This is a genomic window from uncultured Alcanivorax sp. (genome assembly GCF_947258575.1).
Taxonomy (GTDB): Bacteria; Pseudomonadota; Gammaproteobacteria; order Pseudomonadales; family Alcanivoracaceae; genus Alcanivorax.
In genome coordinates, this window is record NZ_CAMYIV010000002.1 from 340,693 (window position 1) to 366,266 (window position 25,574).

The window sequence follows — 25,574 nt, forward strand, 5'->3', positions numbered from 1 at the left end:
ACAGGGGTTGGGGGAGATGATGGAAAATGTGGATGTCCTGATCATCGGCAGCGGCTTTGGCGGCTCGGTGATGGCCTGCCGGATGGCGGAGAAGGGAAGCCGGGTGGTGGTGCTGGAACGGGGGCGGCGCTGGTTGTCGGACGATTACCCATCGGTGTCCCAGCGCGACTGGTTCTGGGATGAAGATGAACCGGAAAAACAGAACGGCTGGATCGATTTCCGCTACTTCGGCGACATGAGTATTGCCATGGGCGCCGGAGTGGGTGGCGGCTCGCTGATCTACGCCAATGTCAGTATCGAAGCCAAGCCTGAGGCCTTTGCCCAGGGCTGGCCGGAGGCTATCGATTACGCCACGCTCAAGCCCCATTACGATACCACTGGCATCATGCTCAACGTGCAGGAGCTGCCGGGCAATCAATGGACGCCGCGAACCCATCTGATGAAGGAAGGCGCTGACGCCGTCGGGGCCGGCGACCGGTTTCGTATTGTGCCCCAGGCGATCACCTTTGATCCCGACTGGAGCACGCAACGGGATGATCCTTACTCCTATAGCCATAGCCAGAGCTGGGTAAATCCGCAGGGCAAAACCCAGGGCACCTGCGTGCATTGTGGTAACTGCGACCTCGGCTGTCCGGTGCAGGCCAAGAACACCCTGGATCTGAATTACCTGGCGGCGGCGGAGAATGCTGGCGCCGAAGTCCGGCCGCTTCATCATGTGCGCACCATTCGCGCCCTGGACGGCGGCGGCTATGAAGTGCTGGCCCGTGACCTGGACAATCATTGCTGGCGCCGCTTCAAGGCGGAAAAGGTGATCGTGGCTGCCGGTTCCATGGGGTCCACGGAATTGCTGTTGCGCTGCCGGGATCAGTACAAGACCCTGCCGAAACTGAGCCGCACGCTTGGCCATAATTGGTCCTGCAATGGTGACTTTGCCACCATGGCGTTTTACGACGAACGCCAGATTTCTCCCACTCGGGGGCCGACCATTACCAGCGCCATTGATTACCTGGATGGGGCAGATGGTGGCGCCCGTTATTTTGTCGAAGATGGGGGCGTGCCCGATATTCTCGGCAGCTGGATGGAGCGATTGGGCAAGGATCCCCGCTTTGCCAGTACCCGGTTGGGTGCCGCCATGCTCAAGTATGGAGAGAGTAGCGATCCTTTTGCCAAAATGATGCCCTGGTTCGGACAGGCCATGGATGATCCCGGTGGCCGTTTCTATCTGGGCCGCCGCTGGTACTGGCCCTGGAAGAAAGACCGCTTGAAACTGGATTGGAATTATCGCAAGGCGGAAAAGGCAGTACAGGGGCTGGCGGACCGCCATCTTGCGTTGACCGCTGCCACCGGCGGGGATCCGATGACGCCAGCGACCTGGGACTGGTTCAAGGACCTGGTGACCCCGCACCCGCTGGGGGGCTGCAATATGGCAGATTCTGTGGATCAGGGCGTGGTAGACCACCGGGGAGAAGTGTTCAACTATCCCAATCTGTTTGTGATTGATGGTGCCATGGTGCCACGGGCACTGGGTTTGAACCCATCACGGACCATTGCTGCGCTGGCCGAGTACGCCGCCAGTGAAATGGGATGAGCGTGGCTTCACGTGGCTTCACGTGGCTTGCTTCATGAAACCCCTGACACCGTGCGGTTTGCGTGTTGTCAGTAAGGCAAGCGTGCTGCTCATTTCCGGGTACGATACATTGGTAGTCAGTAGAGAATCAGAGAGGAATCCACAATGGCCGATGCCCGTTTCCATATCGTCTTTGCCGGTCAGCTGGTGAAAGGGTCGGACCTTGCGACGGTAAAGAGCAACCTGGGAAAAATTTTCAAGATGGATGCCGCCCGGGTGGAGAAATTGTTTTCCGGGCAGCCGGTAGTGCTGAAGAAGGATGCTGACCAGGCCACCGCAATGAAATTCCGCGCGGTGCTGAAACAGGCTGGCGCTGAGTGTGAATTGCGACCGGTAGCCGCCTCTGACCAGACACTGGCTAACTCATCGGCGCCGGTACCGGAACCCCGCGCAGCCTCTGCGGCCCCGGAAACTCGAGAGCCGACAGAGCCGGCGTCAGGCGAGCTGGAAACGGTGGGTACCATCCGCACCGGGGGGACCGGCTTTTCCGGGGCCTACTCGGTGGCGGAAGTGGGTGCGGAGATGGATAACAGGGAAAAGGTCGCTCCTCCACCAGCGCCGGATGTGGGGCACTTGACCATGGCTCAGCCAGGAGAAGTGCTGGGGCAGAAAAAAGAGGAGAAAACACCGGTGGCACCGGACATCAGCCATCTGTCTCTGAAAGACGACTGACGACCGTGCTGTTATGACATCAGGGGCTGGATGCGGCCTGGAATACGGTTTCCCGCTCGTTACCTTCCAGGCGATTCAATAGCCGGTGACGACTTTGCAGCGCCGGATAAACCGGGCTGTCTGGGGAGATGGAAATCACCAGCGTTTGCATAAGTTCACGGGCGCCGTTTACATCCCGCTGGCGGATCAGTTTGTCCAGTTGGGCAAAGGCTTCGTTGTCTGCGGCCAGGGTATCCAGCTCAGCCTGTTGTTCCGGATTGGCTGTGAGCGCGCGAGCACGGCGTATCGCCACCTTGACCGCGCGGGTATCGCCCAGATCAAGAAGCTGGCGAATCACCGCGTAGTTTTCACTGAGATCCACTGCGTCGCTCTTGGCTTTTTCCGGCGGCGCTTTGGGAGGCGTTTCTGAGGTTTTTTTCAGCGCTGGTGGCGAGGGTGCTGCTGGGGCTGGCGACTCAGTGGCTTCGCCATCATCGCTGAGCGTCAACGTCCAGCTACCCAGCTCACAGCCACTTTCTGTGCTGACGTTTACCTGCCACTGACCACCGGCAGCCAGATCAAGGCCGGCGAAGGTTTTTGACGACCAGGTGCGCCAGTAATCCGAGCTCACTGCCAGCGGCACATCAACAATGGGCTCACCGTTATAAGACCAGGTATGGTGAAGCTGCTCGCCGTTGCCATCCTGGATGGCGGTAAAGAATAGCAGCTCATCGACAGAGAGCGGGGCGGTTGTGAGCTGAGCGAGCGGTTCCCGTTCTTCCACCGCGGTGGTGAAAGCGGCACTGACCAACGTCGGGCATGCGTTGTCGGTGGCAGTTTCAGCGAAGGCCAATGCCGGAATCAGCAGGCCGGTGACAATGCAGATACGCACCTTGATACCCCCCAGAATGTTGTCTGGCTGCCGCTTATGTCTGAATCGTTTTTTGGATAGCGGCAGCGTCTACAACAAGACTAGTGGTACAGCGGCAACAAGGCGCAGAACTGCGTCACGTTAGCGGTGAACGTTCGGCTATGGACAATCAGTCTGCCGAGGCGGATTCATCACCCTGATCCGGGCCATGGAACACCAGGTACAGCTCTTCCAGTATTTCCGGAATGCTCAGAGCCATTTGCCGGACTACCTGGCTGTTTTCCCAGAGCGTGTCCAGGGCTTCGTCATCATCCACTCCAGAGATCAGGATGAAGGGCAGTAGCAGTTGCGCCATCTGCTCTTCATCATCCTGATACCAGTTATCTTCAGCCACGAAGACGCCGGTCATGAAACCGGCACACCAGCTGGCCAGATCCTGGCCGTCATCTTCCTGATAAGGGTCAAGCAGGCAGGGCAGGTTGATGGCGTCGCCACCGAGTAACTGGGTCACCAGCCTTTCACGCAGCCGGTTTAGGGCATCGGTGACTTCCTCGGGAACCGGCATTTCCAGCTCTTCGCTGTAGTCCACCGTGTCCGTATCTGGCCCGACGGCCAGGGCACAGAGCATGCCATGGATTTCCGTCCAGGTAGGGGCGTCTTCGCCAAGGTCCTGGAAGTACTGGCGAACGGTGTTTTTCAGGCTGGGATTGGTAATGTCTGACATGGAGTCCTCCGCTGCCGGCAAGCATACCGGGAGTTGTTCAGTGGCTCCAGGCATTCCCGGCATTATGACTCAGGGCAGTTTAGCAATCCGGTCCCGTCCCCTGGATTTGGCGTCATACAGAGCAGTGTCTGCCCGTTTGGTTAATTGATCCGCGGTTTCTCCTTCCTGATAAGCAGTGAGACCGGCAGAAAAGGAGGTATGAAGCTCTGGAGCAAAATCGTAATGCTGTTCAGAAAACTGGTTGCGCAAGCGCTCGAGAGCGGCTTCGCTGGCGCCCTCGGAGGCGTGGGGGAACAGCACCACGAATTCCTCGCCACCATAGCGGGCCAGCAGGTCTGACTTGCGCAGGCTCTGACTGGCGATGCGGGCAAAACGGCTGAGAACCTCGTCGCCGCTGTGATGACCATAGTTGTCGTTTACCTGTTTGAAATGATCCAGGTCGATAATTGCCAGGTAAAGCGGGGTGTGATTACGGTTGGCGAGGGAGAGCTCCTCTTCCAGTCTCTCCAGGAAATGGCGGCGGTTATATAGCCCGGTAAGGTCATCGCGCACGGCAATGGCTTCCATGCGTGTGTGAGCGTCACGCAGGTTTTCCCGTTGGTCTCTTACCCGGCTCTGCAAGTTATGGATGTAACCGCCCATGTAGATAAACCAGCAGAGGATCAGGGCAAGAATGATCCAGTGCCCGATCAGAAACGAAAAGATCGCCTGCTGGGGTGTTTCCAGCCACTCGTACACCTGCAACGTGGTGAAGCAAAAAAGAGTAAAACCGGCCATGGCCATTTGCCGACGCCGGTCCAGGGCAAAAATGCCGAATGTCATCACCATAAAGTAGATACTCAGCATGGCGCCACGCAGCTCGCGGGTATAATGCAGAATCACCGTGGTCAGGATGATACCGGTGGCCATCTGCAAAATGGTCAGGCTGGGGTCGCCGAGGCGTTCGCTGAGACCACTGCGAATGAGCACAAAGAACACCAGGTTGATCGCAAATAGCACCGAGAACATCATCAGGTGCGGGGTATCCGGTGCAAAGGCACTGAGCTCGACGCCGAGGATGGTGCCCACCCATAGCAAGCAATAGGAATAAACAGCCATTATCTGGCGGCGAAGGCGGGTGGCGCGCTCCGGCGGGTCGGCGGGAATCAGGGTAAACACGTAAGTAATAGGATCCTGTTGGTGGCCTGATGGCTTTTTGGCCAACTTTACCGTTTTTCTCATTCGAGGTCACAGGGATGTCATTGTGAGAGGTAGACAGGGGCTGACAAACTGTCTCGAGTGAAACAATCGTTTGATTGGTTGTGTTAATTCGACCCCCTGAGGCCCGATCATGTCGACCCCCCTGTTTGATCTCACGCTCACAGAAGAGCAGCGCATTACCCGCGAGAGCATGCGACGCCTTGCCCGCGACTCCCTGTCACCCCAGGCTCGAGCGGCTGACGACGCGGCGATGGCCAATCCGGCTTTATTGGATGCTATTAGTGGTTTCGGGCTGGCATTGATGCCCATGCCGGAAGCGCTGGGTGGCGTAGCCATGCCCCGTTCGCCGTTATCGAACGCCCTGGCCGTGGAGGATCTGGCCCAGGGGGACATGTCCCATACCCTGGCCGCACTTCAGCCCATGGCAGCAGTGAATGCATTGATGGATTTCGGTGATGAGCAGCAACAGGAGCGTTGGCTCCCGGCCTTGGCGGCGGAGACGTTTACCGGCGCAGCGCTGGCGGTCAACGAGCCTCGTGCCACTTTCGAGCCTGCTGCGCCGGCCACCATGGCCAGTAAAGACGGCGACATCTACACCCTCAACGGCGTGAAGAGTCTGGTCCCCATGGCTGCGCAATGTGAGTGGTTTGTGGTGGTGGCGGCTATTGATGGCGAGGTGGCGGGCTTTGTGGTGCCAGCGGAAGCGGAAGGGCTGAGCATTGAGTCCGAGCCGTACATGGGCCTGCGCAGTGCCAACATGGCGACGCTGACCCTGGAAAACGTGGCAGTTCAGGCTCGTGACCGGTTGCCGGGCTTCGACCTGAATCGTCTGCTGGGCCTGAGTCGTATCGGCCAATGCGCCCTGGCGGTGGGCTGCTGTCAGGCGGTGATGCAATACAGCATCCCCTATGTGAAAGAGCGTAAGGCGTTCGGGGAGCCGATTGCCTGGCGTCAGTCCGTGGCTTTCATGGTGGCCAACATGGGCATCGAAATTGAAGGCATGCGCCTGATGATGCTGCGTGCCGCCAGTCGGGCAGAGCAAGGCCTGGATTTTCACAAGGACGCCTATCTGGCCCAGTTGCAGTGCATGGAAAAGGCCATGGAGATCGGTACCAACGGTATCCAGTTATTTGGTGGCGCCGGTTTTGTGCGCGATTACCCCCTGGAAATGTGGTACCGCAACCTGCGCAGCATTGCCGTGTTGCACGGCAGCCTGATGGTATAGGAGAGAGTCATGATCAATCTGGAAATTCCGGCCAAGCTCGAACAGGTCCAGCAGATGGCCCAGCAACTGGCAGCGGGCGTCTTTCGTCCCATTGCCCGTAAATACGACGCCATCGAGCACTGCGACACCCCGGAAGAACTGAAACCGGTGGCACAGATGATGGCGGCCATGCCTCGCGGCAGCGGCGGCAAGGGCGGTGGCGACGAGATCAAGAACGGTAGCAACATGACCGGCATCCTGGCGGTGGAAGCCATGTGCTGGGGAGATGTGGGGCTCATGCTCTCCGTTCCCGGCTCCGGGCTTGGCAATGCGGCCGTCATGGCCGTTGGCACCCCGGAGCAGAAAGAAAAATACGGCAAGCTCTACTGTGCCATGGCGATCACCGAGCCGGGTGCGGGTTCGGATTCTGCCGCCGTCAGCACCACCGCCGAACTGGACGGTGACGAGTGGGAGCTCAATGGCGAGAAGATCTACTGCACCGCCGGTCAGCGCTGCGACGCGGTGGTGGTCTGGGCGACTCTGGACAAGTCCCTGGGCAAGGCGGCGATCAAATCCTTTATCGTCCCCCGTGATAACCCGGGCCTGCAGCTGGTACGGGTGGAAGACAAAATGGGGCTGCGGGTGTCCGATACGGCGGCCCTGTCGTTCAACAACTGCCGCATTCCCAAGGATCATATCCTTGGTTCGGCAGAGATTGGCGATACCGAAGAGGCCCGTAAAAAGGCCTTCGGCGGGGTAATGCAGACCTTTGATAACACCCGTCCCCAGGTGGCCGCCATGGCATTGGGTGTGGCCCGGGCGGCACTTGAAATAACCAGGGAAACACTTGAAAAAGAAGGTGTTGAGGCTGATTTCTCGAAACAACCTTATAACTCTACGGCGCGTGAGCTGGAGCTGTACCGGCTGGAAGCCGACCTGGAAGCCGCCCGGCTGATGACCCTGAAAGCCGCCTGGATGGCCGATAATGGTCAACCAAACTCCCGGGAGGCATCCATGTGCAAGGCCAAAGCCGGGCGCATGGGCAATGAGGTCACTCTCAAGTGCGTCGCTCTGTGTGGCGAACTGGGCTATTCCGAGCGATCCCTGCTGGAAAAACTCGCCAGGGACTCCAAGATCATCGATATCTTCGAGGGCACTCAGCAGATCCAGCAGTTGATCGTGGCGCGGCACCTGCTTGGGCTGTCTTCCAAAGAGCTGAAATAGCTAGCGACAAGGCCGCTGTAGGAGCGCCTCTCGAGGCGCGAACTGGCCGTGGCAAGTTGTCTTCTAGCTTACAGACTAACCTGCATACAACTGGCGAGCCCTGAAACGCCTGATCGTCCCGCGGACGATTTCCGCGCAAGCGCGGTTCGCGCCTCGAGAGGCGCTCCTACAGCGGCTGCGTAGTTAGCGTATTTGCTGTTTCAGCCTTTGGATTTCTCGGCCATGGCATTACCCTTGCGGTGTCTTTGACTTCAAGGAGCGTGTGAGATGGCCGAAACGCTGGCTGGCAAGGTGGTGTGGATTACCGGGGCGTCCTCCGGGATTGGTGAGGCGGTGGCGAAGGAGTACGCCCGCCGGGGTGCCACCCTGGTACTCTCGGCCCGCCGGGAAGAGGAGCTGAACCGGGTCCGCGAGGGGCTGGTCAACAGTGATGATCACCTGGTGCTGCCGCTGGATCTGGCGGATGCCGGGGCCATGCCCGCTGCCGTGGCGGCGGTGCGCCAGCGTTTTGATCGTCTTGATCAGGTGGTCCATAACGGCGGTATTTCCCAGCGCTCCCTGGTGGCCGACACCGACCTGGCCGTGGACCGGCGCATCATGGAGGTGAATTTCTTCGGCACAGTGGCACTGACCAAGGCGGTGCTGCCCTGGTTGAAAGAGCAGGGCAGAGGTCGGTTTGTGGTGGTGACTTCGCTGGTCGGTGAGCTGCCCACGCCACTGCGCAGTGCCTACAGCGCCAGCAAGCATGCCCTGCACGGTTTCTTCGAATCATTGCGGGCGGAAGAATACGATTCTGGTATTCGGGTGACCCTGGTGATGCCCGGCTTTATCCGCACCCAGGTATCCTTTAACGCACTCACTGCCGACGGTTCCGCCCAGGGCAGTATGGATGACGCCCAGGAAGCCGGTATTGCCCCTGACGAATGCGCCAAACGGATGGTGAAGGCCGTGCAGCAAGGCCGCGATCAGGTTATCATCGCCGGCCGCGAGGGTGCCGGGGTCTACCTGAAACGCTGGAGCCCCGCGCTGTACCGCCGATTGATCCGTAAAATGAAGGTCACATAATCGCCCACACGCTTCACGCAAAATCCGCTTCTTGCGTCATTGCTGTTCCATGAAGCGTGATGGCTGTTACACAGAGAGAGAAAGGGTTCCCATGGACACGCTGGACGCCAAACAACGGACTCGCCTCAACAAGCTGCAGAAGAAGCTGCGGCGCGAGGTCGGTCGTGCCATTGCTGATTTCAATATGATCAGTGAGGGCGACAAGGTGATGGTGTGCCTGTCTGGCGGCAAGGATTCCTACACCATGCTGGAAATCCTGCGCAATTTGCAGCATTCAGCGCCGGTGAATTTCGAGCTGGTTGCGGTGAACCTGGACCAGAAGCAGCCGGGCTTCCCGGAGCATGTACTGCCTGAGTACCTGGAGCGCGAAGGGGTGGCCTACCACATCCTCGAGAAGGACACCTATTCCATCGTCAAGGAGAAGGTGCCGGAGGGGAAAACCACCTGCGGGCTGTGTTCACGGCTGCGCCGTGGCAGCCTGTATGGCTTTGCCGAAGAGATCGGCGCCACCAAGATCGCCCTGGGCCACCACCGCGATGACATCGTCGAGACCCTGTTTCTGAACATGTTCTTTGGCGGCAAGATGAAAGCCATGCCGCCCAAGCTGCGTAGCGACGATAACCGCAATATTGTTATTCGTCCGCTGGCTTACAGCCGCGAAAAGGACATCATCGAGTTCTCCAACTTCAAGGATTTCCCGATCATTCCCTGTAACCTGTGCGGCTCCCAGGAGAACCTGCAACGCCAGGTGATCAAGGATATGCTCAACAAGTGGGACCGGGACCAGCCAGGGCGCATCGAGAACATCTTCGCCGCCATCCAGAATATTGCCCCCTCGCAACTGGCCGATACGCGTCTGTTCGACTTCGAAAACCTGGAAGACGGCCGGCAGCAGGGCGGTGAGCAGGCCCATCGATTGGATGTGGTCAACCTGTTCGGTTGATCAAAAAAGCATCGTTTCGGCGATTTTGCCACTAAACATGATTCACGGCGCCGTTTCCGGTAAAATACCCGCGCCTTTTTGCGGTGCGGTCTGTCAGGCCGCCATGTAACCGTTTCCCCGGGCTTCTGCGACTTCCTCCGACCCCCTTCAAGCGGGGTCGACCCTTGGGTTTTCGCCGAATGTCCCGATTAACCAAGACTCTCTCGACCAGAAGGGTAGGAGCACCATGACCGATCGTATTCAGAAGGGTAGCCTCGAAATCGCTGCCGAACTCCATGATCTGGTAGTCAACGAGATTGCGCCGGGCACCGGCGTGGACCCGGAACACTTCTGGGCCGAGCTGGAAAGCATCCTCAAGGACCTGGCGCCCAAGAACAAGGCGCTGCTGGAAAAGCGTGAAACCATCCAGGCGCAGCTGGACGAGTGGTACAAGGCCCGTAAAGGCCAGGCCATCGATATGGTCGAGTACAAGCAGTTCCTGACCGAGATCGGTTACCTGCTTCCGGAAGGCGAGGACTTCAAGGTCACCACCGAGAATGTGGATGACGAGATCGGCACCATCGCCGGCCCGCAGCTGGTGGTACCGGTGAAGAATGCCCGCTTCGCCCTGAATGCCGCCAATGCGCGTTGGGGCAGCCTGTATGACGCCCTCTACGGCACCGATGTGATTTCTGATGAAGGCGGCGCCGAGAAAGGCGGTGCTTACAACCCCAAGCGTGGCGCCAAGGTAATTGCCTGGGCCCGTAACTTCCTGGACAGCTACTTCCCGCTGGCCTCTGGTTCCCACAAAGACAGCACCGGTTACGCCATTGTTGATGGCAAACTGGAAGTCTCTCTGGGCGCTGAAAAATCCGGCCTGAAAGACGAAGGCCAGCTGCAGGGTTATGTGGGCGAGGCTTCTGCGCCGTCCGGTATCCTGCTCAAGCACAACAACCTGCATGCAGAAATCCAGATCGATGCCAGCCACCCGATTGGCGCGGACGATGCGGCCAACATGAAGGATGTGCTGCTGGAATCGGCCATCACCACCATCCAGGATTGCGAAGACTCCGTGGCTGCCGTGGATGCGGAAGACAAGGTTGAGGTGTACCGCAACTGGGCCGGCCTGATGAAGGGCGATCTGCAGGAGTCCTTCCAGAAAGGCGGCAAGACCATGACCCGTTCCATGAACGGTGACCGTGAGTACACCGCCCTGGACGGCTCCACCCTGACCCTGCACGGCCGCTCCCTGCTGCTGGTGCGGAACGTGGGTCACCTGATGACCAACCCGGCCATCCTCATGAACGGGGAAGAAACCCCGGAAGGCATCATGGACGGCATGGTCACCGTGCTGGCCGGCATCCACGACCTGAAGAAGCTCAACAAGCTGAGCAACAGCCGCACCGGTTCCATGTACATCGTGAAGCCGAAGATGCACGGTCCGGAAGAAGTGGCCTTCGCCGTTGAGCTGTTCGAGCGTGTCGAGAAAGCCCTGGGCCTGGAAAAAAATAGCCTGAAGATCGGCATCATGGATGAAGAGCGTCGCACTACCGTAAACCTGAAGGAGTGTATCCGTCAGGCGAAGGAGCGTGTGATCTTCATCAACACCGGCTTCCTGGACCGTACCGGTGACGAAATGCATACCTCCATGGAAGCGGGCCCCATGGCACGCAAGGGCGACATGAAAGCCCTGCCGTGGATCAACGCCTACGAAGACTGGAACGTGGATATCGGTCTGGAATGCGGCCTGCCGGGTCACGCCCAGATTGGTAAGGGCATGTGGCCGAAGCCGGACGAAATGGCAGAGATGATGGCCACCAAGGCCGGTCACCCGAAAGCCGGCGCCAACTGCGCCTGGGTGCCGTCCCCGACGGCTGCGACCCTGCACGTTACCCACTATCACGAGATTAACGTGGCAGAAGTCCAGAAAGAGCTGGCTAACCGCAAGCGTGCCTCCCTGGACGACATCCTCACCGTGCCGTTGCTGACCCGTGAGCTGTCCGCTGAAGAAATCCAGCAGGAGCTGGATAACAACGCCCAAGGCATTCTGGGTTACATGGTTCGCTGGATCGACAGTGGTGTGGGTTGCTCCAAGGTGCCGGACATCAATGATGTGGGCCTGATGGAAGACCGCGCCACCCTGCGGATTTCCAGCCAGCACGTAACCAACTGGCTGCACCACGGCATCACCAATCAAGAACAGGTGACCGAAACCCTGAAGCGCATGGCAGAAGTGGTGGATCGTCAGAACGCCAACGACCCCACCTATGTGCCCATGGCCAAGGATTTTGACAACTCCGTGGCCTTCCAGGCAGCGATGGAGCTGGTGTTCGAGGGTTGCTCCCAGCCCAGCGGTTACACCGAGCCGGTCCTGCACCGTCGTCGCCGTGAGCTGAAGAACAACGGTTAACAGTGAATAATTAACAGTTAACAGCGACGCGTTCTCGTGTCGCAGTTCTTGAAAGCAAAGAGGCCGCGCCCAATCGTTGGGCGCGGCCTCTTGCGTTTTAATCCCTGCCTGTTGCTCGCCGCGCAACTATGAACTATTCACTGTTAACTATTCACTGATCTCCACCATGACTTCCAACGGCAGGTTGACCTGCTGGCTGCGGCGTTGCACCCCGCCAAGCCCTCGCTGGTCCTGTTGTCGGTCTACACTAATGCTGCCCATCGGCTGCCAGACTCCAGGTTGTACCCGCAGGGTGGTGCCGCTGGACTGGGTATTGGCCAGGCCCGGGCCGCCGGCCTGGTCATAGCGCTGGCTGATCTGCAGTACCACGTCGCCGTCCGGGGTCAGTTGCGGAATTACCTGGATACCCTGTTGCAGCTCAGCAAGCACGGTGCCGTAATAACCGCCGCCGAGAGCGAGCAGGGTGCCCTGACTGATATGGGCCGGGTAACCGCTGAGGGTGCGGATCTGGTAATGGTCTTGTTGGCTGCCGTGCTGCCGGCTTTGTTCAATGCGGATATCAGCGGAGACGCCGCCAGGAATGCGGCCCTGGATACGGGTATCCACGCCGCTGCGCTGGCCGCTGCTGGTGCCTTGACGACGAAGGTGAACAACCAGAGCGCAGGGCGTGGCTTCCAGGCTGCCCAGCACCCCTTCCAGCTCGGCCATATTGTTGTCGGTGGTACGCACGATCAACTTGCCCTGATAGGCCCGTACGCTGCCGCCCGGGGCCAGTAGGGGTTCGATCACCGACACCAGTGCCGGCGCATCCGGGCGCGGCAATACGTGGATGCGCATGGTATCTGCCACGGCCTGTCCGATCGTCCCCAGCAGCAGGCTGAGTAGCAGAACGAGATGTCGGCTGCGGTGTATGGGTTGCATCATGATCGACTCCAGCACGCTTTTTCTCACTCTATCATGGCGGCTACATTGCGCATCTCTACGGGATCACAGGCATAATGGCCGCCGCCTGAAGTTGCCCCAGAGTTGCCATGTTCGCCAACAGCCGTAGCGTTACCTCGAATCAGACCGGAATCCACAGTGACTTGGACCGGGTGGTCCGTCGCCATCTGCAAAGTCCCTGGCGGGCGCCTATTGCAGACCATGATGCTCAGGCGTTTGCCCGGTTGCAGCAATGGCGGCAAGCCCAGGGGGCCGAGAGAGCCCTGATACTGGATTCCGGCTGTGGCACCGGGCGCTCCTCCTTGTTGCTGGCCCGTCAGCAGCCTGAGGCACTGGTGGTGGGGGTAGATCAGTCTGCTGTTCGCCTGGAGCGTGCCAGTAAGCGTTTCCAGCTGCCGGACAACCTTCTGCTCTTGCGGGCTGATTGTGCGGGTTTGTGGCGGCTGATTGCCGGCGAAGGCTGGCAGCTCCAGCGCCATCAGATCCTTTACCCGAACCCGTGGCCGAAAAGCGCTCATCTGAAGCGGCGCTGGCATGGACACCCGGTATGGCCAACGATGTTGTCGCTGGGTGGCGAGCTGGAGATGCGTAGCAACTGGCTGCTGTATCTGCAGGAGGTGCGCGATGCGCTGGCGATCAGTGACATCCACGCCGAGTTGTCGCAGCTGCCGATGCAGAGTGAACCGTTGACGGATTTCGAGGAAAAATACCAGGCCAGCGGCCAGGTAAACTGGCGGCTTACGGCGAGACTGTGACGTGGCGGTCTGGGCGCGGCGGGTAGGGTGGATTAGCCTGAAGGGCGTAATCCGCCAGATTCCTGGTGCCAGGCGTTGCACCCTGTGACGGAGGATTACGCCTTCGGCTAATCCTCCTTACAAGATTCTATAAACGCAGCTCTCGCAACTCTACGGAGGAAGCCGCCCGTTCCCAGTGTTCCTGAAACTGTCTTGCCAGACGTGGCGCGCGGGGAAGACGGTGGCCGCACAGGTCTATCCGTCCGGGCCGGGGCCAGCCCGGGGCTTCGAACAGCCCGGTGCCATCACCGATAGCAAAGCAGAGCTGATTGTCCCGGTCATCATCCTGACTCTGGCGCATCTGTATGCGAGAAGGGAGCCGTCTGGCCAGATGGACCAGGCGATGCCCATTGCGCACGGCCTTGTCTTGGCTGTCGTACTGAATGCGGATATCGGTTTTTGCGCTGCTCAGGGCCAGGCGCTTGAGGGCATCGCACACGGCGTGGTCAGCGGTCAGGGCGTCCAGTTGCGGCACCCGCAGCCAGAGGCTGCGACGGCAGGCTGAAATCAGCGAAGCCAGCGCAGTGCCTGCCTCGCGAAATTCAGGGTGGAGCAGGGTGTCGTCGTCACCGATGACAAAAGGCATCAGGCGAGGGGTTTGAACATCTGCCGGTGGGGGATGTTGGCATCCATGAAGATGCCACCGGAAACCGTAAAACCGGCGGCTTCGTAGAAGCTGGTGGCATGGGTCTGGGCGTGCAGAAAGATTTCTTCCATGCCCTTGGCGCGGGCGGCTTCTTCCGACGCCACCAACAGGGAGCTGCCGACGCCATTGTTGCGCTGCTCGGACAGGACGCACAGTCGGCTGATCTGGCCGCTGGGAAGAAGGCGAATACAGCCTACCGGATTCTGCTCCCGATCCAGGGCCAGAAAATGGATGGCCTTGTCATCTTCGCCATCCCATTCCAGCTCTTCGGGAACATGCTGTTCGTTGATGAAGACCGTTTGGCGAAGGGCTCGCAGGGCGGTTTCGTTTTCGTCCCAGCGGGTCTCGATAATGCTGATAGCCATAGGGGTCTCGTTAAAGTTGGGCGAAGAAGCCCTGTTCAATCCAGTCATGTAGCAATTCACTCCCGGCTGGCTGCAAGACGGCATCCAGCGCTTCACGGGTATAGCAGCGCTGGCGGGCCAGCAGCTGCACCAGTGGTCGTTGTTGTTCTGTCAGTGAGTAAGGCTCACCGTTTAGCCAGACAATATTGCCCTGCAAAATCAGGCGCACACTACCATGGCGCACCAGGGCGATGGATGGATCGCGCTGGCGAATATGGGCATCATCGACGGCAAATTCAAGTCCATCCAGCCGGGGAGTGGACAGCCAGCGATAAACTGCCCGCTCAATCGCAGCCGGATTGAGCAGGTCCAGGGCGCCGCGAACCAGTTGTTGACGGTCCCCATCGGCCAATACCGCCGGGTCTTTGGGCTCCTGCCGGTCCGCGTCAGTAAACAGCTCGCTGTCCGCATCGGCCAGGCATTCGCCGGCGATTTCCGCCATCAGCATCTGGTAATCCGGAGCCCGGAAACCCACTGACCAGGTGATGCAGTCACTGTCCTCGGCGACGCCATGGTGGGCCACGCCCGGGGGCAGGTAGAGTACATCGCCGGGGTTGGCCACGAACTCTTCACGCACCGGCATGTCGGCCAGTAACTTCAGATCTGGATGCAGCAATTTCGGCGTTTTTTCGTCGCAGACATCACCGATCTGCCAGCGGCGACTGCCGGCGGCCTGGATCAGGAAAACGTCATAGCGGTCGAAATGGGGGCCCACACTGCCACCCTTGGCGGCATAACTCATCATGATGTCTTCAAGCCGCCAGTTGGGCAGGAAAGCGAAGCTGTCCAGCAGCAGGGACACATCGGTCAGATAATGGTCCACGGACTGCACCAGCAAGGTCCAGTCCCGCTCGCCCACCTCGGCGAACACGGTTTCCTCGAACGGCCCCTGTTTGAGTTCCCAGGTGCCGCCAGCAGCGCCGCGAATGATACGGGCTTCCACATTCTCTTCCAGCGCCAGCCCGGCCAGGGTGTCCGCGTCCGGTTCATCCAGGCCGCTGGCGGCACCGGGCATGAACAGTGGCTTTTTCTGCCAGTAATCACGCAAAAACGCTGCCGGGGCAAGCGGCAGCGTGAAGGTGGGAAGGCCCGGTTCTGTCATCAGATATTGCGCGCTTGCTGGGGCGCGTTGCCGATGTAGCTGCCCGGGGTCATGGCCAGCAGGATTTCCTTGGCTTCATCCGGGATCGCCAGATCATTGATGAAGGCCGTCAGGGTTTCCTGGTTGATGCCATCCTTGCCACGGGTCAGGGCCTTGAGTTTTTCGTAGGGCTTCTCGATGCCGTAGCGACGCATGACGGTCTGGATGGGTTCGGCCAGTACTTCCCAAGCCGCGTCAAGGTCTTCGTTCAGGCGCCCCGGGTTCACTTCCAGCTTGCTGATGCCTTTCAGGCTGGCTTCGAAGGCGATCAGGCTGTGCGCCATGCCCACGCCCACGTTACGCAGCACGGTGGAGTCGGTGAGGTCGCGCTGCCAGCGGGACACCGGCAGCTTGGCGGCCAGGTGATCCATGATGGCGTTGGCCAGGCCCAGGTTGCCCTCGGAGTTTTCGAAGTCGATGGGGTTGACCTTGTGCGGCATGGTGGAGGAACCCACTTCGCCTTCCACGGTTTTCTGCTTGAAGTAGCCCAAGGAGATATAGCCCCACACGTCCCGGTCGAAGTCGAGCAGGATGGTGTTGAAGCGCATCAGGGAGTGGAAGTATTCGGCCACGCAGTCGTGGGGCTCGATCTGGGTGGTGAAAGGATTAAAGGACAATCCCAGGCCTTCCACGAAGCGGCGGGCAAAGGCTTCCCAGTCCACGTCAGGGTAGGCGGACAAGTGAGCGTTGTAGTTACCCACGGCACCGTTGATCTTGCCGAGCAGTGCCACGGCGGCGAACTGGTCGCGCTGGCGCTGCAGGCGGGCCACCACATTGGCCATTTCCTTGCCCACGGTGGTGGGGGAGGCTGACTGGCCATGGGTGCGCGACAGCATGGGCTGATCGGCCTGGGCGTGCGCCTGGCGGCGAATGGCACTGATTACCTGATCCATCTTCGGCAACAGGATTTCCCGGGCTTCTTTCAGCATCAGGGAGTAGGACAGGTTGTTGATGTCCTCGCTGGTGCAGGCGAAGTGAACAAACTCGCTCATGCCGGCCAGCTCGTCGTGCTCGGCCATCTGTTCCTTGATGAAGTATTCCACCGCTTTCACGTCGTGATTGGTGGTGGCTTCAATGGCCTTGATGCGCTCGGCATGCTGGACGTCGAAATCGCGGGTAACGCCACGCAGGTGCCAGGCCGCCTGGCCGCTCATCAGCGGGACTTCAGGGATGTTCTTGTCGTGGGCGAGCTGTTCCAGCCAGCTCACTTCCACATGCACGCGGAAGCGGATAAGGCCGTATTCACTGGTGGTGTTGCGCAGGGCATCCACCTTGCCGGCATAGCGGCCATCGACCGGTGAAATGGCAGTCAGAGAGGTAAGGCTGGACATGGAAATGGCTCCCGAATCGTTTCCGTGAGGGTAAAAGCGGCGCAATGATACCGTAAATCGGCAAAGGCTGCGTTGTTGTTTGCCGGGTTAGCGGATGCTTCCTGTAGGAGCCCCGCTTGAGGGGCGAACCGAGCGAAGCGAGGCGACAGCGCGAGAGGGTTGCGACAAGCGTTCCGGAGATTTGCAGGGCTCTGATTCGCCTGATCGCCCTTTGGGGGATTTCCACGCTACCGGGCGGTTCGCGGCTCGAGCGCCGCTCCTACAGGTGACTTTAAGAAAGCCTTACAGGTTGTTGATATCTATAGACTCTATGGCGCTCAAAAGTCGCTTTCTCTGGAACAGTAACTGCCAGCGGCGGCCGCCGAGCTGGTGCCAGAGGAAGGCGGCACGCACCCCCGCCAGGAACAGGGCCCGGACCCGGGCGGCTTTGTTCTCGTCCTGCAGGTGGGCCGGTTCGCCCTTTACCTGGATCCGGAAACGGAAAGTGCCCAGGGTGTCCACATAAATGCCGGCCAAGCGATGGCAGAAGGCATCGTCCCGCACACTGCTGAAATGGGCCTGCTGGCCATCCAGTGCCTTGAGCCGATGGCGCAGGATATTCACGGTGTCATCGGTTTTGCGCAACTTGGCCGCCAAGTGCAGCAGGGCCAGGCCGTAATTGAGCGGGCGCAGGTTGCCACCGGCGGAATCCCGGTTGAGGCTGCGGTTGAGCAGGCTGACGCCATCACGGAGCAGGGCCGGTTGTGAGTAAATGGTGTCAAAACTCTCAGCATCCAGAGCCATGACGCCCTGCATCAGGGCTTCGAAAGCGCGTGGGTCGCAATCGCCACGCAGGGCAATGTCGTCGGCCAGCTGGGCGGCCTGAAAGACCGCTGCCAGGGCCAGAAGCTGTTGTTGTTGCGGGCTGAAGCGTTCGCTCATGCGGTCTCCTCAATAACAGCACCACCCAGACACACAGGCCCATCGTAGAACACCACGGACTGACCTGGCGTGACCGCGCGTTGGGGGTCGTCAAACACCACGTGAACACGGCCATTGCCGGCGTCGCTGACGGTGCAGGCCTGGTCCGGTTGCCGGTAGCGGGTCTTGGCGGTGAGTCGGGCGGGCAGCGCCGGCGGTGCCAGGGCGACCCACTGCATGGGGGCGCTGGTCAGTTCACGGCTGTAAAGCAACGGGTGATCCGTGCCCTGAACGGCGATCAGCACGTTGAGCTCAAGGTCCTTGCCGGCCACATACCAGGGTGCATCGCCGGCGTTGGCAAGACCGCCAATGCCCAGGCCCTGGCGCTGGCCCAGGGTGTAATACATGAGTCCGTCGTGATCGCCGATCACATTGCCATGGTCATCCTCGATCTTGCCAGGCTGGGCGGGCAGGTACTGTTCGAGAAAATCCTTGAAGCGTCGTTCACCAATGAAGCAGATCCCGGTGGAATCCTTCTTCTTGTGGTTGGCAAAGCCCTTTTCTTCGGCGATGCGACGGACTTCCGGCTTTTCCAGGTCACCCAGGGGGAACAGGGTGCGCTCGAACTTGCGGTGATCCACGGCGTGGAGGAAATAGGTCTGGTCCTTGTTGGTATCCACAGCTCGCAGCAGGCGCCCCTTGCCGTCGTGGCTCACCTGGGAATAGTGACCGGTAGCAATGTAGTCCGCGCCCAGGGTGATGGCGTGATCCAGAAACGCCTGAAACTTGATTTCCTTGTTGCAGAGGATGTCCGGGTTGGGGGTACGCCCGGCCCTGTACTCGGCCAGGAAGTGCTCGAACACCCGGTCCCAGTACTCCGCAGCAAAATTCGCCGTATGCAGTTCGATACCCAGTACGCCCGCTACCTGCATGGCATCCATCAGGTCTTCCCGGGCGGTGCAGTAGTCGGTGCCATCGTCCTCGTCCCAGTTCTTCATGAACAGGCCTTCGACGTGATAACCCGCATCCAGCAGACGCGCCGCGGCCACCGAGGAATCAACGCCGCCGGACATGCCGACGATCACATGGGTGTCTTGTGGGGCTTTTGCGGAAACTTGGCTCATGGTGCTGCCTTCATCTCAGCCGCGTTGCAGCGGCCAGGGGTGCTGATAGATGGTGTCCAGTGGCAGGCGCCGGCCTGACAGGTAGTCATCCAGGCATTTTTCCACCAGGGCACTACGGTGTTGGGGGCGGCGGCTGCGTAGTTCGTCCGGTGTCAGCCATTCGGCGCCAAGAATACCGGTATCCAGCTTCTGGCCCGGGTCATGGCTGACAGGCCTGGCCACAAAACAGGTGCGGTAGTAGACCCCGGCGCCGCGGAAGGGCTGGAAGATATACCAGCCCAGCAGGTCGGTGATTTCCACCTGCCAGGCGGTTTCTTCCAGGGTTTCCCGGTAGGCCGCTTGCATCAGGTTTTCACCGAATTCCACATGCCCGGCGGGCTGGTTCAGCACTTCCTGGCCCTTGCTCATTTCCCGAACAAAGAGGAAGCGCCCGTCTTGTTCCACCACACAGGCCACAGTAATGTGCGGCTCAAAGCTGTTCATAGCAACCCTACCGGTACTGGCCCCGTCCAAATGGGGCACAATAATAACGCAATCCGTTCTGTCACCATGGATCCAGACGGACAATAAAGGCGGGAATGGTAGCGCAGCAGCGCCACAGACAACAGGAGTGATCAATGCCCGGTGACCGGTTTACCCACCTGGATGACCAGGGACGCGCCCAGATGGTGGACGTGACCGACAAGGCGCAAACGCAGCGAGAGGCGACCGCCCGGGCGCGCATTCGCATGCAGCCGCAAACCCTGGCAATGATCCGCGATAAGCGGCATCCCAAGGGGGATGTGATTGCCACCGCGCGTATCGCCGGTATCCAGGCGGCCAAGAAAACCTGGGATCTGATCCCCATGTGTCACCCCCTGTTGCTTAGCAAGGTGACGGTTGCGATTGAAGAAGCGGGGCAAGATGGCTTGGAAATTCTCACCACCTGCAAGCTCAAGGGGGTGACTGGTGTGGAAATGGAGGCGCTTACGGCGGCCTCGGTGGCCGCACTGACACTCTATGACATGTGCAAGGCGGTGGATCGTGGCATGGTGATTGAAGAGATCTGTTTGCTGGAGAAGAGCGGTGGTCGCAGTGGCCATTACCAGCGAGAGGATTGCGAACTGGGCGACGAGTGATGATAGAAGTGCGTTTTTTTGCAGCCCTGCGCGAGCGGGTCGGCAACGACAATATGACGGTATCGCCACCGGAAACGGTTAATACAGTAGCGAAGCTGGCGGACTGGCTGACAGAACAGGACCCGCGAGTCGCTCAGGCGCTGGCCGCCACGCCGCGGCGTATGGTGGCAGTGAATGAAGTGCTGGCTACCGAGGATGCGGCGATTTGCGACGGTGATGTGGTTGCCCTGTTCCCTCCGGTGACCGGCGGATGAAAACCCGTATCGAGATTCGTAATGGGCCACTGGATAGTACCGAGCCGGCCGCATGGCTGGGTGATGCCGGTCTCAGCGGTGCCCAGGTGCAGTTTGCCGGGCAGGTGCGCGATGAGCAGGGCAGGGTGGAAGCGCTCCATCTGGAGCATTATCCGGGGATGACAGAGTCGGTGCTGAGCACCATTGTCGAGCAGGCCGCAACGCAGTGGCACCTTAATGGTGCCTGGGTTGTGCACCGGGTTGGCACGATATCGCCTGGTGACGACATCGTTCAGGTAGCGGTAAGTGCCGCTCACAGACAGGCCGCCTTCGAGGCCTGTGCGTTTATCATGGATTTGCTGAAAACCCGGGCACCGTTCTGGAAGAAAGAGCTTATCGGCGGCCGCTGGTTTTGGGTCGAGGCCCGCGAGCGGGATGCCGAGGCCGCGGCCGCCTGGCTGCAGGGGCTTTCGGGGCATGAATTGCCGTAGAGTGCCATTTTCCGGGAGCCAGGCCGGTCAAGTCCCAGTCGCCGATCTGCCAGCGAACCAGGCGCAGGGTGGGGTAGCCAATGGCCGCCGTCATGCGTCGTACCTGCCGGTTTCGACCTTCGTCTATGGTGAGTCTCAGCCAGCTATCCGTTACCGTTTTACGAGTCCTGACCGGGGGGTGGCGCGGCCATAGATCGGGTGCCGGGATGGCTTCCACCTTGGCTGGCCGACAGGGACCGTCCTTGAGAGTGATCCCCTGGCGCAGTTTTTGCAGTTCCTGCTCCCCGGGCGTACCTTCCACCTGCACCAGATAGGTCTTGGGCAGATGAAAGCGCGGCTGGCTGATGCGTGCCTGCAGGGGACCGTCATCGGTTAGCAACAGCAGCCCTTCAGAATCCCAGTCCAGCCGCCCGGCCGGGTACACACCGGGTACTGGCACGAACTCGCGCAACGTTCGGCGCCCCTGATCGTCGCTGAACTGGGAAAGGACCTGAAAGGGTTTGTTGAGCAAAATCAGTTGCGCCATATGGCCTGACATTCCTGATGGCTGTCATTGATGATTTGAGTCGCGTTACCGGGTGGCTACGCTAACAAGGGTAGGCGGTCGGTGCTATACTCGCCAGCTGATGCAGAATACGGTTTATCTGGAGGGAGCACTCCTGTTCGGTCTCGCTGATCTGACGGCCAAAAGCCGGCTCATATCGGGCGGGAAGCACTGCCAATACAATTGGGACCTGTAATTTTATGACCACCCCTAAAATTATCTATACCATAACTGATGAGGCGCCAGCGCTGGCGACCTATTCCTTTTTACCCATCATTGAAAAATTTACGTCGATCGCTGGCATAGACGTTGAAAGCAGTGATATCTCACTGGCTGCACGCATTCTCGCTACGTTCCCTGACTATCTGTCAGAAGAGCAAAAGGTGGAGGATGCTCTTTCTGAACTCGGTGCTTTGACGCAAGATCCTGAAGCCAACATCATCAAACTCCCCAATATCAGTGCCTCCATTCATCAGCTCAGGGAAGCTATCGCGGAGCTGAATGAACACGGGTTCAAGGTGCCTGAATATCCTGATGAGCCTCGCAGCGAAGAGGAAGAGGAGATCCAGGCCCGCTACACCAAGATTCTGGGTTCAGCGGTCAACCCGGTACTTCGCGAAGGCAACTCGGACCGTCGCGCCCCGATTGCGGTAAAAAATTACGCCCGCAAGAATCCTCATAGTATGGGCTACTGGAGCCAGGCATCCCGTACCCATGTTGCCCATATGCGTGGCGGTGACTTCTTTTCCCATGAGACCTCTACCACGGTTGAGAAGGCATGCAACGTACGCATCGAGTTTGAGGATGCCAATGGCAACATCACTGTCATGAAGCCGGAATTACCGCTTCTTGATGGCGAAGTGATTGATGCCATGTACATGAGCAAAAAGGCGCTGTGTGATTTCTTTGACGAGCAGCTCGACGATGCCAAGAACACGGGCATACTTTTCTCCCTGCACGTAAAAGCCACCATGATGAAGGTGTCTCATCCCATTGTGTTCGGCTATGCGGTTCGTCGTTTCTATAAAGAGCTGTTTGACCAGCACGGTGAAACCCTGGAACAGATCGGCGCCAACCCGAACAACGGCTTGAGCCATATCTACCAGAAGATCGAGGAACTGCCGATTTCCCAGCGGCTGGAAATCGAATCCACCATTCGGGCCTGTTACCTGCATCGTCCTGAACTGGCCATGGTTGATTCAGACCGTGGCATTTCCAACCTGCATGTGCCATCTGACGTTATTGTCGATGCCTCCATGCCGGCGATGATTCGCCAGGGCGGGAAAATGTATGGCGCAGACGGCAAGCTGAAAGACACCAAGGCCGTTATTCCTGAAAGCACCTATGCCACCATCTATCAGGAAGTCATCAATTTCTGCAAAACCCATGGCGCCTTCGACCCGGTGACCTGTGGTTCTGTGCCTAATGTGGGTTTGATGGCGCAGAAAGCCGAGGAATATGGCTCTCACGACAAGACCTTCGAAGTAAAAGGGGACGGTACCATGCGTATCGTCCGAGAAGATGGCCAAGTGCTACTGACCCACGAGGTGGAGAAGGGCGATATCTGGCGCATGTGCCAGGCGAAGGACCTGCCTATCCGTGATTGGGTGAAGCTGGCAGTAAACCGAGCCCGGCAAAGCGGTACGCCTGCCATTTTCTGGCTGGATAAAGAGCGGGCGCACGATGCGCAGCTTATCCAGAAGGTCAGGGAATACCTCAAGGATCATGATACCGAAGGGCTTGATATTCGCATCATGTCTCCGGTTCAGGCGATTCGCTATACCATGGAGCGCATGATCCGCGGCAAAGATACCATTTCGGTGACAGGTAATGTGTTGCGTGATTATCTGACGGACCTGTTCCCGATTCTGGAGCTCGGTACTAGCGCCAAGATGCTTTCCATTGTGCCTTTGATGGCCGGCGGCGGTCTCTATGAAACCGGTGCTGGCGGCTCTGCGCCGAAGCATGTGCAGCAATTCACGGAAGAAAACCACCTGCGTTGGGATTCGCTGGGCGAATTTCTGGCCCTGTCGGTGTCCATTGAAGAGCTTGGCGAAAAGTATGGCAACAAGAAGGCCAGCGTCATTGCTGCAGCCCTGGATAAGGCCAACGAGCAGTATCTTGAGCAGAACAAGTCACCGTCACGCAAGGTGGGTGAGCCCGATAACCGGGTCAGTCATTTCTATGTGGCCATGTACTGGGCCCAGGCACTCGCTGCACAGGATGATGACGCTGAGTTGAAAGACAAATTCACTGAGATTGCCTCTGCACTCACCGAAAACGAAAATGACATCGTCAAGGAAATGATAGCGGTGCAGGGTTCTCCCATTGATATTGGTGGTTACTATAACCCCGACTTCAGCAAGGTCTCCGCTGCCATGCGGCCAAGTGCCACCTTCAACAATATTATGGATAAACTGTAAGCGTCAGATGCAAAGATAAAAGCCGGCGAAAGCCGGTTTTTTTCTGTCAGGCGGTACCCGTTATGCGGTAACCGCATTGCTGAGCCTGTCCCTGTTTGCCCACTCCGGGCATGCTGGCACTTCTGAGCATCATTGCGGTGATTTCGCTTCTGTGGAAGAGGATTTGAACGATCTGAGGAGCCGCAGAGGAGGGCAGAATCACGGTGAACCCGGCTTTGCCCTTGATGTCCGCGAGCTTCATCTCGGTGCTATACTCGCCGACAGGCGCCTAATTCGCTTTTATTCAGAGGGAGTAGTGTAGATGGGATACCAAAAGATCACGGTCCCCGCAGACGGTGACAAAATCACAGTCAATGCGGACCTGTCCCTGAATGTCCCCAACCACCCGATTATTCCTTATATCGAAGGGGACGGCATTGGTGTTGATATCTCACCAGTGATGATGAACGTGGTGAATGCCGCAATTGAAAAAGCCTATGGAACCAAGCGTGGCATTACCTGGATGGAAGTCTATGCCGGGGAAAAGGCCACCGTCGTCTACGGGCCCGATGTCTGGCTGCCTGAAGAGACCCTGGAAGCGCTGCGTGAATTCACCGTGGGTATCAAGGGACCGCTCACCACCCCGGTAGGTGGTGGCATCCGCTCTTTGAACGTGGCCCTGCGTCAGGAGCTCGATCTTTACACCTGTATGCGCCCGGTACGCTACTTTGAAGGGGTTCCGAGCCCGGTGGTTCACCCCGAACTGACCGACATGATCATCTTCCGCGAGAACTCCGAAGATATCTATGCGGGTATCGAATGGGCGGCGGACAGCCCGGAAGCGACCAAACTGATCCGTTTTCTGCGTGAGGAAATGGGCGTGACCCAGATTCGATTCCCGGAAGGCTGCGGTATCGGCATCAAGCCGGTGTCCCGTGAAGGGACGCAGCGACTGGTTCGCAAGGCGATCCAGTACGCCATCGATAACGACAAGGATTCTGTCACCCTGGTGCACAAAGGCAACATCATGAAGTACACCGAGGGGGCCTTTAAAGACTGGGGGTATCAGCTTGCCGGCGACCGTTTCGGCGCTGAATTGCTGGATGGCGGCCCCTGGATGACCATGAAGAACCCGCGTACCGGCAAGGAAATCATCATCAAGGATGTGATTGCGGATGCTTTCCTCCAGCAGATCCTCATGCGTCCAGCCGACTACAGCGTGATTGCCACCCTGAACCTGAATGGGGACTACATCTCCGATGCCCTGGCAGCGGAAGTGGGCGGTATCGGCATCGCGCCGGGCGCCAACATCGGTGGCTCCGTGTCCCTGTTCGAGGCGACCCACGGTACTGCACCGAAGTACGCCGGTCAGGACAAGGTGAACCCCGGGTCTCTGATCCTGTCAGCGGAAATGATGCTGCGGCACATGGGTTGGAATGATGCCGCCGACCTCATCATCAATGGTGTGGAAGGGGCCATTGCCGCCAAGACCGTGACCTACGACTTCGAGAGGCTGATGCCGGATGCCACGTTGCTGAAGTGCTCTGAATTCGGTGATGCAGTGATTGAGCATATGGGTATCTGATCAGCCAGATACCCACTCATG

Annotated in this window: 25 protein-coding genes; 13 read left to right on the top strand and 12 right to left on the bottom strand. The window is 59.0% G+C overall.

Annotated features, from left to right (window positions below; genetic code table 11):
• Positions 1-16 precede the first annotated feature (16 nt).
• Complete coding sequence (locus tag Q0Y02_RS01700; protein WP_297763488.1) at positions 17-1,588, top strand: GMC family oxidoreductase; 1,572 nt, start codon at positions 17-19, stop codon at positions 1,586-1,588.
• Positions 1,589-1,732: 144 nt separating this feature from the next.
• The gene (locus tag Q0Y02_RS01705; protein ID WP_297763491.1) at positions 1,733-2,299 is read left to right on the top strand and encodes a hypothetical protein; all 567 of its coding nucleotides are present in this window, start codon (positions 1,733-1,735) and stop codon (positions 2,297-2,299) included.
• Between the two features lie 19 nt (positions 2,300-2,318).
• On the opposite strand, the gene Q0Y02_RS01710 is transcribed toward Q0Y02_RS01705, so the two are convergent.
• The 3 genes from Q0Y02_RS01710 to Q0Y02_RS01720 form a co-directional block, all read right to left on the bottom strand.
• Positions 2,319-3,170: a DUF2914 domain-containing protein gene (locus Q0Y02_RS01710; RefSeq protein WP_297763494.1), complete on the bottom strand. Its 852-nt coding sequence runs from the start codon at positions 3,168-3,170 to the stop codon at positions 2,319-2,321.
• A gap of 148 nt (positions 3,171-3,318) precedes the next feature.
• Complete coding sequence (locus Q0Y02_RS01715) at positions 3,319-3,873, bottom strand: YecA family protein (RefSeq protein WP_297763495.1); 555 nt, start codon at positions 3,871-3,873, stop codon at positions 3,319-3,321.
• A 69-nt stretch (positions 3,874-3,942) separates the two neighbouring features.
• On the bottom strand, positions 3,943-5,031 hold the full coding sequence (locus Q0Y02_RS01720; RefSeq protein ID WP_297763498.1) for a GGDEF domain-containing protein: 1,089 nt from the start codon (positions 5,029-5,031) through the stop codon (positions 3,943-3,945).
• Between the two features lie 172 nt (positions 5,032-5,203).
• Between Q0Y02_RS01720 and Q0Y02_RS01725 the strand changes: the two genes are divergently transcribed.
• From Q0Y02_RS01725 to Q0Y02_RS01745, 5 genes are all read left to right on the top strand, one after another.
• A complete protein-coding gene (locus tag Q0Y02_RS01725; protein ID WP_297763500.1) occupies positions 5,204-6,298 on the top strand; it encodes an acyl-CoA dehydrogenase family protein in 1,095 nt (364 codons plus the stop codon).
• A gap of 9 nt (positions 6,299-6,307) precedes the next feature.
• On the top strand, positions 6,308-7,501 hold the full coding sequence (locus Q0Y02_RS01730; RefSeq protein ID WP_297763503.1) for an acyl-CoA dehydrogenase family protein: 1,194 nt from the start codon (positions 6,308-6,310) through the stop codon (positions 7,499-7,501).
• Between the two features lie 267 nt (positions 7,502-7,768).
• Positions 7,769-8,566 (top strand): SDR family oxidoreductase, encoded by a 798-nt coding sequence (locus Q0Y02_RS01735; protein ID WP_297763507.1) that lies wholly within the window; start codon positions 7,769-7,771, stop codon positions 8,564-8,566.
• A 91-nt stretch (positions 8,567-8,657) separates the two neighbouring features.
• Entirely contained in the window at positions 8,658-9,509 is an 852-nt protein-coding gene (gene ttcA / locus Q0Y02_RS01740; protein WP_297763510.1) for a tRNA 2-thiocytidine(32) synthetase TtcA, read from the top strand.
• Positions 9,510-9,735: 226 nt separating this feature from the next.
• On the top strand, positions 9,736-11,898 hold the full coding sequence (locus Q0Y02_RS01745; protein ID WP_297763513.1) for a malate synthase G: 2,163 nt from the start codon (positions 9,736-9,738) through the stop codon (positions 11,896-11,898).
• Positions 11,899-12,045: 147 nt separating this feature from the next.
• Here the strand turns inward: Q0Y02_RS01745 and Q0Y02_RS01750 are convergent, their stop codons facing one another.
• Positions 12,046-12,822 carry a hypothetical protein gene (locus Q0Y02_RS01750; protein WP_297763516.1) on the bottom strand — a complete coding sequence of 259 codons (777 nt, stop codon included), beginning with the start codon at positions 12,820-12,822 and terminating at the stop codon, positions 12,046-12,048.
• Positions 12,823-12,929: 107 nt separating this feature from the next.
• Here Q0Y02_RS01750 and Q0Y02_RS01755 point away from each other — a divergent pair, with 107 nt between their 5' ends.
• Positions 12,930-13,595, top strand: coding sequence for a methyltransferase domain-containing protein (locus Q0Y02_RS01755; RefSeq protein WP_297763519.1), 666 nt, complete (start codon positions 12,930-12,932; stop codon positions 13,593-13,595).
• 127 nt (positions 13,596-13,722) lie between these two features.
• On the opposite strand, the gene Q0Y02_RS01760 is transcribed toward Q0Y02_RS01755, so the two are convergent.
• The 7 genes from Q0Y02_RS01760 to Q0Y02_RS01790 all read right to left on the bottom strand — a co-directional run bounded on the left by Q0Y02_RS01760 (position 13,723) and on the right by Q0Y02_RS01790 (position 19,663).
• Entirely contained in the window at positions 13,723-14,220 is a 498-nt protein-coding gene (locus Q0Y02_RS01760; RefSeq protein ID WP_297763522.1) for a hypothetical protein, read from the bottom strand.
• Positions 14,220-14,645 (bottom strand): GNAT family N-acetyltransferase, encoded by a 426-nt coding sequence (locus tag Q0Y02_RS01765; RefSeq protein WP_297763525.1) that lies wholly within the window; start codon positions 14,643-14,645, stop codon positions 14,220-14,222. Before Q0Y02_RS01765 ends, Q0Y02_RS01760 begins: the two co-directional genes overlap by 1 nt.
• A gap of 10 nt (positions 14,646-14,655) precedes the next feature.
• Positions 14,656-15,786 carry a cupin domain-containing protein gene (locus Q0Y02_RS01770; protein WP_297763528.1) on the bottom strand — a complete coding sequence of 377 codons (1,131 nt, stop codon included), beginning with the start codon at positions 15,784-15,786 and terminating at the stop codon, positions 14,656-14,658.
• Positions 15,786-17,156: an adenylosuccinate lyase gene (gene purB / locus Q0Y02_RS01775; protein WP_297763531.1), complete on the bottom strand. Its 1,371-nt coding sequence runs from the start codon at positions 17,154-17,156 to the stop codon at positions 15,786-15,788. Before purB ends, Q0Y02_RS01770 begins: the two co-directional genes overlap by 1 nt.
• Positions 17,157-17,438: 282 nt before the next feature.
• On the bottom strand, positions 17,439-18,077 hold the full coding sequence (gene hflD / locus Q0Y02_RS01780; RefSeq protein WP_297763535.1) for a high frequency lysogenization protein HflD: 639 nt from the start codon (positions 18,075-18,077) through the stop codon (positions 17,439-17,441).
• Entirely contained in the window at positions 18,074-19,180 is a 1,107-nt protein-coding gene (gene mnmA / locus Q0Y02_RS01785; RefSeq protein ID WP_297763538.1) for a tRNA 2-thiouridine(34) synthase MnmA, read from the bottom strand. The genes hflD and mnmA overlap by 4 nt, the downstream gene beginning before the upstream one ends.
• 15 nt (positions 19,181-19,195) lie before the next feature.
• Positions 19,196-19,663, bottom strand: coding sequence for an NUDIX hydrolase (locus tag Q0Y02_RS01790; RefSeq protein WP_290511387.1), 468 nt, complete (start codon positions 19,661-19,663; stop codon positions 19,196-19,198).
• 134 nt (positions 19,664-19,797) lie between these two features.
• Between Q0Y02_RS01790 and moaC the strand changes: the two genes are divergently transcribed.
• From moaC to Q0Y02_RS01805, 3 genes are read left to right on the top strand one after another with little or no spacing between them, the layout of a single operon-like run.
• Positions 19,798-20,298, top strand: coding sequence for a cyclic pyranopterin monophosphate synthase MoaC (gene moaC / locus Q0Y02_RS01795; protein WP_297763544.1), 501 nt, complete (start codon positions 19,798-19,800; stop codon positions 20,296-20,298).
• On the top strand, positions 20,298-20,552 hold the full coding sequence (moaD, locus tag Q0Y02_RS01800) for a molybdopterin converting factor subunit 1 (protein WP_297763547.1): 255 nt from the start codon (positions 20,298-20,300) through the stop codon (positions 20,550-20,552). Before moaC ends, moaD begins: the two co-directional genes overlap by 1 nt.
• Positions 20,549-21,022, top strand: coding sequence for a molybdenum cofactor biosynthesis protein MoaE (locus Q0Y02_RS01805; RefSeq protein ID WP_035244508.1), 474 nt, complete (start codon positions 20,549-20,551; stop codon positions 21,020-21,022). Before moaD ends, Q0Y02_RS01805 begins: the two co-directional genes overlap by 4 nt.
• On the opposite strand, the gene Q0Y02_RS01810 is transcribed toward Q0Y02_RS01805, so the two are convergent.
• The gene (locus Q0Y02_RS01810; protein ID WP_297763551.1) at positions 20,925-21,548 is read right to left on the bottom strand and encodes a pseudouridine synthase; all 624 of its coding nucleotides are present in this window, start codon (positions 21,546-21,548) and stop codon (positions 20,925-20,927) included. The genes Q0Y02_RS01805 and Q0Y02_RS01810 overlap by 98 nt on opposite strands.
• 218 nt (positions 21,549-21,766) lie before the next feature.
• Between Q0Y02_RS01810 and Q0Y02_RS01815 the strand changes: the two genes are divergently transcribed.
• Both Q0Y02_RS01815 and icd read left to right on the top strand, forming a co-directional pair.
• Positions 21,767-23,989, top strand: coding sequence for an NADP-dependent isocitrate dehydrogenase (locus Q0Y02_RS01815; RefSeq protein ID WP_297763554.1), 2,223 nt, complete (start codon positions 21,767-21,769; stop codon positions 23,987-23,989).
• A gap of 301 nt (positions 23,990-24,290) precedes the next feature.
• Positions 24,291-25,553 (top strand): NADP-dependent isocitrate dehydrogenase, encoded by a 1,263-nt coding sequence (icd, locus tag Q0Y02_RS01820; protein ID WP_297763556.1) that lies wholly within the window; start codon positions 24,291-24,293, stop codon positions 25,551-25,553.
• Positions 25,554-25,574 lie beyond the last annotated feature (21 nt).

Excerpts from the sequence above, each read along its gene's own strand:
- Q0Y02_RS01700 (WP_297763488.1), top strand. The coding sequence starts at position 17 with ATGATGGAAAATGTGGATGTCCTGATCATCGGCAGCGGCTTTGGCGGC.
- Q0Y02_RS01705 (WP_297763491.1), top strand. The coding sequence starts at position 1,733 with ATGGCCGATGCCCGTTTCCATATCGTCTTTGCCGGTCAGCTGGTGAAA.
- Q0Y02_RS01715 (WP_297763495.1), bottom strand. The coding sequence starts at position 3,873 with ATGTCAGACATTACCAATCCCAGCCTGAAAAACACCGTTCGCCAGTAC.
- Q0Y02_RS01725 (WP_297763500.1), top strand. The coding sequence starts at position 5,204 with ATGTCGACCCCCCTGTTTGATCTCACGCTCACAGAAGAGCAGCGCATT.
- Q0Y02_RS01730 (WP_297763503.1), top strand. The coding sequence starts at position 6,308 with ATGATCAATCTGGAAATTCCGGCCAAGCTCGAACAGGTCCAGCAGATG.
- Q0Y02_RS01735 (WP_297763507.1), top strand. The coding sequence starts at position 7,769 with ATGGCCGAAACGCTGGCTGGCAAGGTGGTGTGGATTACCGGGGCGTCC.
- ttcA (WP_297763510.1), top strand. The coding sequence starts at position 8,658 with ATGGACACGCTGGACGCCAAACAACGGACTCGCCTCAACAAGCTGCAG.
- Q0Y02_RS01745 (WP_297763513.1), top strand. The coding sequence starts at position 9,736 with ATGACCGATCGTATTCAGAAGGGTAGCCTCGAAATCGCTGCCGAACTC.
- Q0Y02_RS01750 (WP_297763516.1), bottom strand. The coding sequence starts at position 12,822 with ATGATGCAACCCATACACCGCAGCCGACATCTCGTTCTGCTACTCAGC.
- Q0Y02_RS01755 (WP_297763519.1), top strand. The coding sequence starts at position 12,930 with ATGTTCGCCAACAGCCGTAGCGTTACCTCGAATCAGACCGGAATCCAC.
- Q0Y02_RS01760 (WP_297763522.1), bottom strand. The coding sequence starts at position 14,220 with ATGCCTTTTGTCATCGGTGACGACGACACCCTGCTCCACCCTGAATTT.
- Q0Y02_RS01765 (WP_297763525.1), bottom strand. The coding sequence starts at position 14,645 with ATGGCTATCAGCATTATCGAGACCCGCTGGGACGAAAACGAAACCGCC.
- Q0Y02_RS01770 (WP_297763528.1), bottom strand. The coding sequence starts at position 15,786 with ATGACAGAACCGGGCCTTCCCACCTTCACGCTGCCGCTTGCCCCGGCA.
- purB (WP_297763531.1), bottom strand. The coding sequence starts at position 17,156 with ATGTCCAGCCTTACCTCTCTGACTGCCATTTCACCGGTCGATGGCCGC.
- hflD (WP_297763535.1), bottom strand. The coding sequence starts at position 18,077 with ATGAGCGAACGCTTCAGCCCGCAACAACAACAGCTTCTGGCCCTGGCA.
- mnmA (WP_297763538.1), bottom strand. The coding sequence starts at position 19,180 with ATGAGCCAAGTTTCCGCAAAAGCCCCACAAGACACCCATGTGATCGTC.
- Q0Y02_RS01790 (WP_290511387.1), bottom strand. The coding sequence starts at position 19,663 with ATGAACAGCTTTGAGCCGCACATTACTGTGGCCTGTGTGGTGGAACAA.
- moaC (WP_297763544.1), top strand. The coding sequence starts at position 19,798 with ATGCCCGGTGACCGGTTTACCCACCTGGATGACCAGGGACGCGCCCAG.
- moaD (WP_297763547.1), top strand. The coding sequence starts at position 20,298 with ATGATAGAAGTGCGTTTTTTTGCAGCCCTGCGCGAGCGGGTCGGCAAC.
- Q0Y02_RS01805 (WP_035244508.1), top strand. The coding sequence starts at position 20,549 with ATGAAAACCCGTATCGAGATTCGTAATGGGCCACTGGATAGTACCGAG.
- Q0Y02_RS01810 (WP_297763551.1), bottom strand. The coding sequence starts at position 21,548 with ATGGCGCAACTGATTTTGCTCAACAAACCCTTTCAGGTCCTTTCCCAG.
- Q0Y02_RS01815 (WP_297763554.1), top strand. The coding sequence starts at position 21,767 with ATGACCACCCCTAAAATTATCTATACCATAACTGATGAGGCGCCAGCG.
- icd (WP_297763556.1), top strand. The coding sequence starts at position 24,291 with ATGGGATACCAAAAGATCACGGTCCCCGCAGACGGTGACAAAATCACA.